Origin of the sequence: Paenibacillus sp. LC231 (assembly GCF_001860525.1) — a bacterium.
Lineage (GTDB): Bacteria > Bacillota > Bacilli > Paenibacillales > Paenibacillaceae > Paenibacillus_AQ.
In genome coordinates, this window is record NZ_JFOM01000010.1 from 106069 (window position 1) to 118015 (window position 11947).

An 11947-nucleotide genomic window follows, 5' to 3' on the forward strand; every position below is an offset into this window, starting at 1 on the left:
CATCTCCCTCTCTTATTGCTTATATAATTTGGTTTGTTTGATTAACATATCGATTTCCTTCATGCAGGGCATCTCTTCCACATCCCGGTAATCGGTGCTGCCAAGCAAGGAAATCTCCAGCAGCAGTTTATCAAGCTTGAGCATGATCTCCTCATTCGCTTCCAGATAACCGGTCACGTAAGACAGATACTCTTGGTATAACGCCGTTTTTTTCTGCGCCACCTTGCCGGATAGCTGGGAGGCTTTGGGCTGATCACCCATGCGGTTGAAATCAGATGCGGCGAAGACACCCAGCTTGTTCAGAATTCCTCGGATATTGAGATAAAACAGCTTCTCCACCTCATCGATAACCGCCATGAATTTCTTGTAACTGAGCTCTGTTGGTTCAAAACGCTGACCCAGGACATTCAGCAGCGCATTCCTCTTTTTCTCGATTCGCTCCAATTGGTCCAGGGCAAGGGCGATATCATTCTTCAGCACTTTCACATTGCGATAATGGTGAAGCGCGTCTATGTAATCCTCACGGGTCTGAATCGTTTGGATCGCCTTCGCAGCCGGAGGCTTGAATAACAAGACATAACTGCCATAAAAGAGTGCAAGAACACTGACAACCCATACGGTGATGACCAATGCCGACTGGAAGGCGCTGTCGCCGCCGATCTGAAATCCAAGGAACCCGGGTGAAACCAGGACAATATTCACGATCGCGATAACCGCCATAAGCAGGAGCAGCTTCACGGATTTCGAGCCATTCAAGAATTAACACCTCCCCTACTCCTATAGAGCGATGACTGATTCGACCTATAACCGCCTTTTGAAACATCCGTAAAACATAGATACATAAGGATATAACACATACTACGTCTCAATTCGAAGTTAGATGCATTTTCCTCGCGCAATAGGCCAGCCGATTCACAATTCACTCCATTTTTGTATCAGATCCTCGCCTGGTCAAGATGACGTTCACATTTTCGTCCTGTGACTTGAACGCCAGGTGCAGACGCAGAGAGTTGCAGGAAGAACAGGAGGTCGAGCTGAGGCAAGCTAGATCAGGGTAACTATAACAAAATCACATAAATAATCCAATGGTTCTGCGACAAAAGGCACAAAAAAAGTCCTTCAGGGATTACCTGAAAGACTTCTGCTATTAATAGAAGGGCACCTTCGAGCAGACTTTAAGCTTTGCCTCGCGGCAGCTTATCCGCATACCTAGTCCGCAGTTCACCTAAATAATCCAGCTTGCGCAGCACCTTCTCCTTATTCAGCATGCCGATGCTCAGAATGAGCTGCTCGATCAGCAATAGCGGCGTCACCATGGAATGAAACTCGCCCATATCCCCCCGACTGGCATAGAACGAGATTCGCGCCGGTGTTCCATAACGAAAGTCCTCCCGGTCAGTGATCATGATCGCCGCATTCTGCACGCGGCTTACGCAGTCCAGAATGACCTCCGTTTCCGGGAGCATCCGGGTGAAGCTGAAGATCAGTACGACATCCTCGCTTTCCATGTGTGCCAGCGATTCCAGCAGTTCATGGCCGCTCCCGGCCATGATCCGCACCGACATGCCGAACCGGGATAAGCGGTACGATAACAGCTCGCCCAGCGACAGGGATGGACCTGGTGCATAGATATAGACGCGTCTTGCCGAAGCCATCAGCCCGGCTGCTTCCTCCAGCTCATCGGGATGGATCCGCTCTATCGTATCCTGCAGATGTTGCTTCGCCTGCTCCAGCATTTTCACCGGCAAACTGGACGCGTCCAGCCGGGATATCGTCTTTTCCAGTTTCACCGCAGGCGTCGAATCTGAGGACTCCCGCAGCTTGAGCTTAAACGCCTTGGCATTGTCGTAACCGACGGCACGCCAAAACCGGGATACGGTCGCGATGCTGGTGCCAAGCCGATCGGCGATTTCCTGCTCAGTCATGAACAGCATCTCCTCAGGATAACGTTCGATAAAATCGGCAATTTTGAGCTGACTCGGTGAAAATCCGGATTTATCGGGAAACCAATTTTTCATTGCTGCAACACTCCTTCTACGATCAGTCTTCAGCGTTCGGTATGAACTCATCATACGCCGTGATTGTTATGTAAATTTTATTTCATTATCACATCTATGTAAAAAATATTACAATGCGTTGACATAGTACTCCGTTCATTTTAATAATCGCCTCCTATACTGATAACAAATCCATTCCCAAGGAGGCTTCTTTTTAATGGCAAGCAATTCACGGGTCTATACCCTAACGTCTTCGCAGAAAATGATGATTTTTGTGTTGTCCATGTCGCTGTACGGCCTATCCAACATGTTCACTGAGCTCATCCCCGCGTTCCGCCTGGGTCCGATCGAGCTGTCCGTCGAATATTTCGCGTTCATCCCCTTGACGCTCTGCATGCTGTTCCATCCTTTTTACGCGGCTGTGGGGGCAGCGCTCGGCGAGGTCATCTTCGGTGAACTCATGCTCGGACAATTCGGCGGCCTCGGCGAGCTGGAGAAGTTTCTTACCTTCTCCTTCGCCATGTACGTTGCCGGCCGCATGGTCAAAAATCCCCTCAATCGCGCCCAGGTAGGCATCGCCGCCATGTCGGGCGTCATCATCCATCAGCTGTGCAGCTCTCTGGTAGACATCGGCAAGGTCTGGATCGGCGTCGAGGAATTCGAAGCCGTACCCGGGCTTGCACAAAGCGTGGTGCTTGTCGAAGGCATCGGTTTCCTGAACGATGTGCTGTTCTCCGGCATTCTGTTCGCTCTTCTGCCTACATTATATCTGGTTCCAAGGTTGTATGGAAAAATCGAACCACTGCTCGGCATTAAACCCCGCCAAAAGCTTACCAAATACGAAGCTGCCGGCATCATCTCGCCCAAGCTGGTCCTGGCTGGAATCGCTTTGGCGCTGGTTGCCTTCGGAGCGGAATCCCTTTCGGAAACGGACTGGAACTTCGGCGAGTGGGACAGCGGATTTGCAGACCGGTTCGGCATCGGCGCAATCTGGATCAGCATCGGTGCAGCCGCCATCGTTGCCATTGCGGCCTTGACGTTCATGCGGGCCAGGAGAAACCGCGGTCTTCAAGAAGAGAAAATGTCGGAGAACCCGCCTTATGTCTAAACCGTTCGTTCATGACAACCCGGCAATCCGAATCGCAGGCGTCACCTTCGTCTATCCCGGTTCGGAGCAGCCCGTGCTAAATGAGGCGTCCCTGCATATTCGCCGCGGCAGCTTTACGGCGATCATCGGAGGAAACGGCTGCGGCAAATCCACGCTCTGCAAGCTGTTCAACGGATTGATTCCCCACTATTATGCAGGCGACTTCACGGGAACCGTTGAAATCTGCGGGGTTTCCGCCGAGAACCGGACAGTCTCCGAGTTGTCGCGTATGGTAGGGTATGTCTATCAGGATTTTGATAACCAGCTTGTCCGTCCGACGGTCATGGATGAAGCCAACTTCGCTCCGCTCAATTACGGACTCCCGGACTACCGGGCCATGGGCTCGAGGGCACTCGATATGTGCGGATTAACCCATCTGAAGGAGCGCTATATCTGGGAGCTGAGCGGCGGGCAGAAGCATCTGCTCGCCTTGGCGGGAGCCCTCTCGCTGGAACCGGACATTCTCGTGGTGGATGAGCCGGTATCCCAGCTCGATCCCCAACACGCCAGGCAGGTGTATGATGTGCTGCGCCAATTGAATCAGGTTCATGGAAAAACCATTATCGTGATTGAGCATCATACGGAGTTTATTGCCGACTACTGCGAGGAAGTGTGCCTGATGGAGCAGGGGAAAGTACTGTGGCAGCGCCCGGTCATCGAAGCGCTGAACAGCCTTGAAGATCTGGAGCGGCTGGGCATCCAGCCCCCCCAGGTGACCAAAGCAGCGGTACAGCTGTCTGCGATTCTGCTGAATGGCGGTATGGCTCCCCGCAGCCCGCAGGATGGACACTCGATAACGGTCGGCTCCGGCTCTCATTCTATGAGATTGTCCGGATATCGGCTGAAGCAGCCTTACCCTATTACGGCTGAGGCAGCAGAAGTCTATTTTGGAGAGCTTCTGCACAGGCACACGAATACCCCGTTGCTGCTTGATCATACACCAACCGGCGCGAGAGCTGACGATGCTTCACCGGCTGACACAACCGTTAAGAACCCGGATTCCGACCAGCACAGTCCTCGACAGGAGTTTGAAACAGAACGGCAAATGGAGCATAGCACGCTCGTACATTTTAACCGATCCGTACTGCGCTACCGAACGATTCATAAAGCAGAGCATGAAGTGCTCCGGGGCATTGATCTTCGCCTGTATGAAGGGGAGCGCATCGCGCTTGTAGGCAACAACGGCGCGGGCAAATCATCTCTTCTGAAGCTGATTGCCGGCATCGCCAAGCCTTCCCACGGCTCCGTCTCGATTATGGGTAGGAATACCAAGGATTTATCAATGGAGCAAATATCCGCTAACGTGGCTTACGTCTTCCAGAATCCAGAGGATATGTTCATTGAAGATAATGTGTATAAAGAAGTGGCCTATAGCTTAAAGAGCCGCCGCCTCCCGGAAGCCGAGGACAGGGTTCATCGCATGCTGACCCATTTCCGGCTTGAGCCCCTTAAGGATCGGGACGCCCGTCTCCTAAGCGGAGGACAGCAGCGCCGAGTATCCTTGGCCATAGGAGCCGCCATGATGCCCCGGCTGATTCTGCTCGATGAGCCAACGGCCAATCTGGACATGTCCACTCGCGAGGAGCTGATGAATACGCTGCAGGAGCTGGAGGGCCATGTCCGCACCGTCATCATCGCCACCCATGATATGCAGCTGGTTCACGAATGGGCCACCAGAGTCATCGTGTTAAATCAAGGCGTCGTGGCCGGCGACGGCACCGTCTCCGAGATCTTCGCCGATACGGAGCTTATTTCCCGGGCCGGGCTTGCACCGACTCAGATGATGGATTTATCGACAAGGCTGGGCGTCATGCCCCCAACCAGCTCGCCGGTCGAGTTTGCGCAGCATATGTACGGCATTATGAGCGGAAAGGAGATTCACAGCCATGCAGCTAGTCCGCAACTGGTTTAACAAGATTACGATTGAACGGATTCAACTCGAGTTGATGAATACCGCCTACGGAAGCGGCCATGCCTCCCTTTCCCGGTTGGACCCTAGATGCATGCTGATCTGGTACCTGTTCTTCGCTATCGCTCCCTGGTTCATCTCTAGCATCACCGTGCTGGCCGGATTGTTTCTGATGATGGTAGTTACCACCGTTCTGTCGCGGGTAACGCCGTTTATTATCATTGTGCTATGCCTGGGCTTGATCAGCCAGGTCGGCTGGCTGTTTATTGTGTCCCTCTTTTTCGGCGGGGACATCAGTTCCGCGCTGCCGCTGCTGAAGCTCACCTTAAAGCTGTCGGTTGTATCGCTTGCGAGCATTACAGTCTTCTCCGGCATGGACCCCGAGAAAATCAGCGACGGTCTGCTTGCGCTCGGCATGCCTGCCGCCTTCTCATTCAGCTTGTCGTACGGCTATCGGATTCTCCCCGTATTGTTCGAAGAATTCCGCAATGTAATGCTCTCTTACCGATTGCGGGGAAAAGCGCCGGAACGCCTGGGTTTCCTCTACTGGCGGCTCGCAGCCTATTATATAAAGCTGCTGGTGCTATCCTTCTTCCCCTTGATGCTGGCAACTGCCAAACGTTCCCGCACAACAGTAGAAGCACTGGAGACCCGCGGGTTCTCCTACGGCATGAAGAATCCGACCGCCAAGAAGCTGAAGCTGTCCCACCTGACCCTGTCCGCGAGGGATGTGCTGTTCCTGTCCGGGACGGCAGCATATACCGCATTATTGTTCTGGATCGGCTGACCTTACCACTGACTTATACGAGGAGTGTTCGAATATGAAAATTGATCTTCATACCCATGCCAAATTGTCCAAAGCGTCCGATTTCTCAAAAGTTTATTATGAAGAGATGATTCGGGAGGCGCTGGACAACGGCCTTGATGCGCTCGCTCTGACCGAGCATTTCAATACGCGCCATTTTGAAGAAGTGTACCAGCAGCTTGACCGGATGTTTCCCTACAATGGCGAATATTACGATGCAGACGGATTGAAAATCTTTCCGGGCATGGAAGTGGATATTCGGGAGACCGGTCACATTCTGCTAATTGGCCGGAAGGAGTATATTCTGGAGACCCGCCGCCAGCTAGATGGATATACAGAGAAGGGCTCCTTCATTCCCTTTGATGATCTGATGGACTTGGCCGAAGCCTTCCCGCTGCTCAAGATCGGTGCCCATCCGTTCCGGGAGAGCACGCCGCTCCACCATCTCACCCGCAGTCAGTTGAGCCGCCTGGACGCCTTCGATCTCAATGCCAAGGATATGTATCAATACGGCAGCGAAGCCAATCAAGATCAGGTTCAACGTTTCGCTGCCGATCTCGGCAAACCTGTTACGGCGGGAAGCGATACGCATCAATGCCTCCAATTCGGAAGCGTCTATAATGAGCTGCAAATGCCTTGCGAGTCCGCCGACGAGCTTAAAAGTGCCATTATGCAAGGCGCTTACCAGCTTCATGTCTCGGACAGCCTGCCCATTAAGGTCAAAGCATCCGTCATGCTGAAAAAGCTCATGAAGGAGATCATCCGGCTCCAATCCCCCTCTGCCGTCATCTAGGTAAAGGTTGAAACTGCTCCAAAGTTCAAAAGGCACCCCCACTGAGTATTATCCATGTACATTCATGGACGAAAAAGGAGCCTGGGCATGTATCCATGTCCAGGCTCCTTGCGTTTCCGAAAGATTGTTATATTGCGACTCGATCCCATGTCATTCCCGCTGCAACCGGCCCTCTAACCCCATTCCAGCGTTGCGCGAATCGGCGGGATGGGCGGAATTACTGCAGCCGGTCCAACAGATTCAGCATGGCTTGCGCGCTTTCCGCACGGGTGGTCTTGGCTTGAGGCGTAAACATGCCATTCGCATGCCCCTTCATCAAGCCAAGAGCCAGGGCTTCATTCACCTCTTGGAGTGCCCATGGAGAAATTTGCTGCTTATCTTTCAGGTCCGGCGCTCCCTCTAAAGAAAAAGCGTCTCCCTTAGTCTGGTAAGCACGATAGAGCATGACAGCCAGCTCCTCGCGGGTGATCGCCGCGTTCGGTGCGAACGTCTCCTTGCCTCTGCCGTTCACCAGCCCGTGCTGGGAAGCCGCCGCAACCGCCGAAGCATACCATGCATCGCCGTCCACATCCGTGAAGGCCGCACCTTGCGTGCTTTCAAGGCCCAGGGCACGAACGAGCATCGCAGCGAACTGCGCGCGTGTCAGCGGCTGATGCGGATTGAATTTCGTATCGCCGGTGCCATTCACAATATGCTTGGCTGCCAGCTCTTTTACCGCTTGCTCCGCCCTATGGCCGGCAAGGTCGGCAAACGATTTGTCATATTCCAACACGGCGTAGTAGCTGAAATGGCTCACTTCAGCCGTCAGCTGCCCGTTTACCGGCTTACCGCCGGCATATTTCAATGGTCCCAATTCCGAAATGCGGTAGATGCCGGCCAGCTCGCCGTGAATGGCGCTGTCGACAGGAAAAGCAATCGTTACAGGTGCTATGAAATGCTCCAGCTTATATGCCTTGCCGTCTTTCGTACGGACGTTAAGATCTAATTCGTACATCTTGCTGCCCTGCTTCAGTTTAGCCTTCTCGGCAGCAGCTGCTTTGGCTACGAGAGAGGCGGCTGTCTGCGATCCAACCTCCTCCAGCTTAAACGAGATGACCGCATCCTTAGCCTGCTCGGCCGGTACGAGCTGGCGCAGCGCTTTGAGCAGCGCGGACGGAAGCTGTACCGTCACGCCGTCCTGCTTCAGCTCCAGCGGCTTCGCCCCCAGAATATCCCCTGCCGTCAGCGGCAGGAGAACTTCGATATCCTCGGCACCGAGCTGAATCGTCACCTTCTCTTGCCCGCCGCGCAGCGACTCTTCGTTAACGATCCGCTGACCTTGACTTGGCTTCGTTCCCGGATCGGCAGGCGGATTGCCGCCCGCTCCCCCGCCTCCGTTTCCACTGCCGGGGTTGCTGCCGCTGCCGCCGTCATCGATCTTAGCATTCATTTTAATCACAACGGCCGTCAGAGGCTCAAGCGTCATCGAGCCGGCGGTTAACGTGAAGCCGGACTTGGCTTTGACGCCGGTCGTGCCGGCTTCATCGTTATCGACCACCACCGTGCCGGAGCTCAGATCTTCGCTTAGCGTCAACGTTCTCGACTGGTTATCCGCATTAACGAACACATAATAATGGCCGGTGCCGTCCGTCGCTTTATTCTTATATGCGATGACCAGATCCTGCGCCTTTACTTCGGGAATCTGCAGCAGCGTTACGTTCGAATTCACCATCGACTGATCGCCGAGACGGAAAGCGTCGGACGATTTTCTTAACTCGATCAGTCCGGTCGTATATTCCCGCGTCTTGTTATTCTCCGGATATTTGGCTTCATCCGTCGCTTTCTCCCAATCGAACATGTTGATGGCGTCGGAGGAGTCGTAGGAATCATGGATGAAATAACCGAAGCGGTTTCCTGCCTCGTCCTCTAATTCATGGTATTTCTGCTCGGGAACCCCTGGGCCCAGCCATTGCTTGGTCCGCCCGTACTCCTGTCCTGCATGGAGGAACGCCGTTCCTTGCGAGGTCAAGGTGAGCAGGTTGCCCAGGCGAATGCGCTTATGGATCTCCAGATCATTCGCTGCAATCGACGGGTCCTTTTTGATGGACTGCGCAATAATGTCGTACAGCGGCAGATTGTCATGGGCTTCAATGTATTGAACCATGTCACCCGGATCGTCTTCCTTCGTGTTGCTCGGCTGCGCCTTGATATTGTTGAAAATGGTTTGGATATCGCGCGCGCCGCCCGTAATGAATCGTGGCTCGCCTTCATTGCCGAAGCCGGATTTCAGCTCGTTGCGGAACTCATCGGAGAATACGCCAACGACGTCCGTTTTATCCATCCAATTCTGGTCCGCCCCCTTGCCTGCCAGGGAAGGATCCGACAGATGACCGCCGAACGTGACCCAGCCCTCGCCGATAAACAGCGCTTTCGGGTTGATGGCTGCAGCGGCATCATAGGCGTTCTGCACGGCTTCATATGTGGCGTCGCCCATCATGTCCCAGCGCATGCCGTCGATTTTGTATTCGTCGAACCAGTATTTCACGGAGTCCACCATCAGCTTCTCGGCCATCTTGTGGTTGGTCGCCAGATTGTTGCCGAAGCCGCCGATGAAATTGCCATTGGTATCCTGGAACGCATAATAGTTCGGCACGATATCATTCAAGAAATCGGCCTTGGCCATATGAGTGTAGACCACGTCCAATACGACGCCCATGTCCGCCTCGTGAATGGCGTTGATCATCGCCTTTAATTCTTTGATGCGAAGCTCGGGATCCGTTGGATCCTCGGAGTAAGCACCGTCAGGTGAGAAATAGCCGTGCGGGTCATACCCCCAGTTGTACTCATTGTCTTTGGCCGAATAATCCAGTTCCCTGTTCTTCATGGCCGCTTCGTCCCCGTAATACCAAGCCATCACGGGCAGCAGCTGAACATGGGTGACGCCCAGGGACTTGATGTATTCGAGCTTCTCTTTGAACGCGTCGTAGGATCCCCAAGTCGCGTTATGCAGGTCATTCTCAATCGTCGGATCCGACGTGAAATCCCGGACGTGAATCTCCCAGATGATGGCGTCTTCCCGCTGCTCGTAGCCCGGAATGTCCGCAAAATCCAAGCCGGCGGGATCCGTTTTACTCAAATCGACGATCGCGGCTTTGCCGACGGTATCGCCGTCCGGTCCAACTTCGCCCTTGGTGTTCACTCTGAATTGCGCCATGGATTTGGCATATGGATCCAGCACGGTTTTCGTCACGCCGTTGTTGGTCACTTCGTATTGATAAAAATATCCTCTAAAATCTTGGATACCGAGGTCTCCCGGCTTCAACTGAACCGACCATACCCCTTTATCACCCTTTTGGAGGGTGACGTTGCCGATAAACTGCGTGGCATCATTCTTGCTGTACACATTTGCGGTGACTTCGGTCGCTGTCGGTGCCCACAGCTTAAGCTCGACTCCTCCAGCCTGATAAGTCGCCCCGAGGTCATCGCCGTCGTAAGCGTACATCTCATCCAGCATTCTCCAACCGGTGGAGGCGGATACGGTTTTTCCGGCGTAAGTTACGCTTAGCGGTTTCTGGTCCAGCTGAAATGATGCCGACACTTCGATGGTCGTGTTTCCGGTAATCTTTACGCTTTGAATGGCAACCGGATGGCCGTCCTTATCCTTAATCTGCAGCTCATTCTTCAGCGTATCCGCTTCCAAACCATCAGTCATGGTAAATCCGAGCTGGAGCTTTCCGGGAGCCAGTACCTCGGCCGAGACCAACCCGGTAGGCACTTCCCCATACGGGGATGTGTAGACAGTGTTGTCGCCTTCTTGAATGAACAGATGCTGGTATCGATCCACCAGGGAGAAGCCCTTGTCGCCTCCGTCTTTGCCGGCGTCTCCCTTGGCCGGATCGAGCACGAGGAAGTTAATCTTCTGGGCTCCCGGCTTCATTGGAATGTCCACATAAGCGCCATATCGGTCGGTTTGGCCTGAAGGGAACATGGTAGCCCCCGTCGGCCAGTCTTTCGAAGGCGCAGCGACATCGTCGCCCCATATCCACAAACCGTACGGATCATAGTTCTGATCCTGCCGTTGATAGTGGATGCGCACGGTATCCGCCGGCAGGTCAACAGGTTCAAAGCTGTATACCGTATCGGAGCCTTCCTTGAGCCATACTTCGTTCATGTCCGGCGAGGCTAGGGTGAATTTCTTGTCGCCGCCGTCTTTATTGCCGCTGAAACGATCGACAACGACGATGCCGACTTTTTGGGCGCCGTCCTTGAGCGGAATGTCAACGAAGGCCCCGTAGGCGTCCTGCTGCCCGCCAGGGAATGGCGTTGCGCCTGCCGGCCAATTGGCGGACGGGGATGCGACGTCATCGAATATCCATAGTCCGATGCTGCCGTAATTCGCGTCAGCCCGGTTGTAATGGACGCGCAGATGGTTAGCCGGCACCGGCGTTCCCGGATCAGTGGGTACCGTAAAATGAGCGGCAACGCCGTGATTGTCCGCATCGTAGCTGAACGTAACCTTCACGTCCTGCGGCAGCTGAAGCGACTCCCGATTAGCGGGGTGAACCGGGCTTGCCGCGTCGCTGCCCAAAGCGATTTGGTACTCATGATCCCCTTCGTACACGTCGGCCGTCACCGTGTATACATGGTCATAATCGGAATCCTGCATGATTAATCTCGCATCCGCAGGCGACCAGTCGGCCGCTTCGCCGTTGCCCGATTGGAAGCTGCCGATCACTCGGGGAAGCTGATCCGCCTCGATCGGAGCGTAGTATGTAGAATCCGCGATCCGGTGCGTCCCATGATTGTAATAAAAGGTAACTTGGGAATCTTGAGCGAGCGATATGAGGATGTTGCCATCCTTGTTTGCTCCGCTCGGATTGGAATAATGGGCGGAGCCGTAATTCTCGTCCCACTTGCCGTCGATCGCGATCTTGTATTCGTACGATCCCGCTGGCAAGCTGCCGGTAAACCTGTATTCTCCGTTCCCCATATCGTTCATGGTTGTCGCGGCGGCAGCCGGATCCCAATCCGCGCTATGGCCTAATTCGGATTGCAGAGTCCCCACCAGCGTAACCTGGCTTGGCGCGCTATTGGCATCGGCCGTTGATGGCGGAATGCCGAGCATGGAGAAAATCAGCGAAACAATCATGATGATGGACCAGGTTCGTTTGCTTGAAACCGTCATTCTCATGAAACAAATAGCCTCCTTCTGTTCTTGGATTAGGTACAACTGATACGATGTTGATGCCAATCACTGCGCAAACGCTTGCATAAACAGGTTTGAGCTTCCATCAAGTAAAGTACGACAATTACTGAC

The 11947-nt window shown here is 53.9% G+C and carries 7 protein-coding genes; 4 read left to right on the forward strand and 3 right to left on the reverse strand.

The features are described 5' to 3' along the window. Nucleotides 1–12: 12 nt before the first annotated feature. Both AK95_RS06645 and AK95_RS06650 read right to left on the reverse strand, forming a co-directional pair. Nucleotides 13–756 carry a hypothetical protein gene (locus tag AK95_RS06645; protein WP_071219193.1) on the reverse strand — a complete coding sequence of 248 codons (744 nt, stop codon included), beginning with the start codon at nucleotides 754–756 and terminating at the stop codon, nucleotides 13–15. A gap of 419 nt (nucleotides 757–1175) precedes the next feature. Then, nucleotides 1176–2018, reverse strand: a complete 843-nt coding sequence (locus AK95_RS06650) for a MurR/RpiR family transcriptional regulator (protein WP_071219194.1) — start codon at nucleotides 2016–2018, stop codon at nucleotides 1176–1178. 196 nt (nucleotides 2019–2214) lie between these two features. Here AK95_RS06650 and AK95_RS06655 point away from each other — a divergent pair, with 196 nt between their 5' ends. From AK95_RS06655 to AK95_RS06670, 4 genes are read left to right on the forward strand one after another with little or no spacing between them, the layout of a single operon-like run. Further along, nucleotides 2215–3105: a DUF8171 family membrane protein gene (locus AK95_RS06655; RefSeq protein WP_071219195.1), complete on the forward strand. Its 891-nt coding sequence runs from the start codon at nucleotides 2215–2217 to the stop codon at nucleotides 3103–3105. After that, nucleotides 3098–5056 carry an ABC transporter ATP-binding protein gene (locus AK95_RS06660; RefSeq protein WP_071219196.1) on the forward strand — a complete coding sequence of 653 codons (1959 nt, stop codon included), beginning with the start codon at nucleotides 3098–3100 and terminating at the stop codon, nucleotides 5054–5056. The genes AK95_RS06655 and AK95_RS06660 overlap by 8 nt, the downstream gene beginning before the upstream one ends. After that, nucleotides 5031–5840 carry an energy-coupling factor transporter transmembrane component T family protein gene (locus tag AK95_RS06665; protein ID WP_071219289.1) on the forward strand — a complete coding sequence of 270 codons (810 nt, stop codon included), beginning with the start codon at nucleotides 5031–5033 and terminating at the stop codon, nucleotides 5838–5840. Before AK95_RS06660 ends, AK95_RS06665 begins: the two co-directional genes overlap by 26 nt. 34 nt (nucleotides 5841–5874) lie before the next feature. Then, nucleotides 5875–6651: a PHP domain-containing protein gene (locus tag AK95_RS06670; RefSeq protein ID WP_071219197.1), complete on the forward strand. Its 777-nt coding sequence runs from the start codon at nucleotides 5875–5877 to the stop codon at nucleotides 6649–6651. Between the two features lie 217 nt (nucleotides 6652–6868). Here AK95_RS06670 and AK95_RS06675 read toward each other — a convergent pair whose 3' ends face one another. Beyond that, nucleotides 6869–11821: a pullulanase gene (locus AK95_RS06675; protein WP_071219198.1), complete on the reverse strand. Its 4953-nt coding sequence runs from the start codon at nucleotides 11819–11821 to the stop codon at nucleotides 6869–6871. Between the last annotated feature and the right edge of the window lie 126 nt (nucleotides 11822–11947).

What these genes read in the sequence shown, in the direction of transcription:
- AK95_RS06650 (WP_071219194.1), bottom strand. Translation starts at nt 2,018, where the DNA reads ATGAAAAATTGGTTTCCCGATAAATCCGGATTTTCACCGAGTCAGCTC.
- AK95_RS06655 (WP_071219195.1), top strand. Translation starts at nt 2,215, where the DNA reads ATGGCAAGCAATTCACGGGTCTATACCCTAACGTCTTCGCAGAAAATG.
- AK95_RS06660 (WP_071219196.1), top strand. Translation starts at nt 3,098, where the DNA reads ATGTCTAAACCGTTCGTTCATGACAACCCGGCAATCCGAATCGCAGGC.
- AK95_RS06665 (WP_071219289.1), top strand. Translation starts at nt 5,031, where the DNA reads ATGCAGCTAGTCCGCAACTGGTTTAACAAGATTACGATTGAACGGATT.
- AK95_RS06670 (WP_071219197.1), top strand. Translation starts at nt 5,875, where the DNA reads ATGAAAATTGATCTTCATACCCATGCCAAATTGTCCAAAGCGTCCGAT.
- AK95_RS06675 (WP_071219198.1), bottom strand. Translation starts at nt 11,821, where the DNA reads ATGAGAATGACGGTTTCAAGCAAACGAACCTGGTCCATCATCATGATT.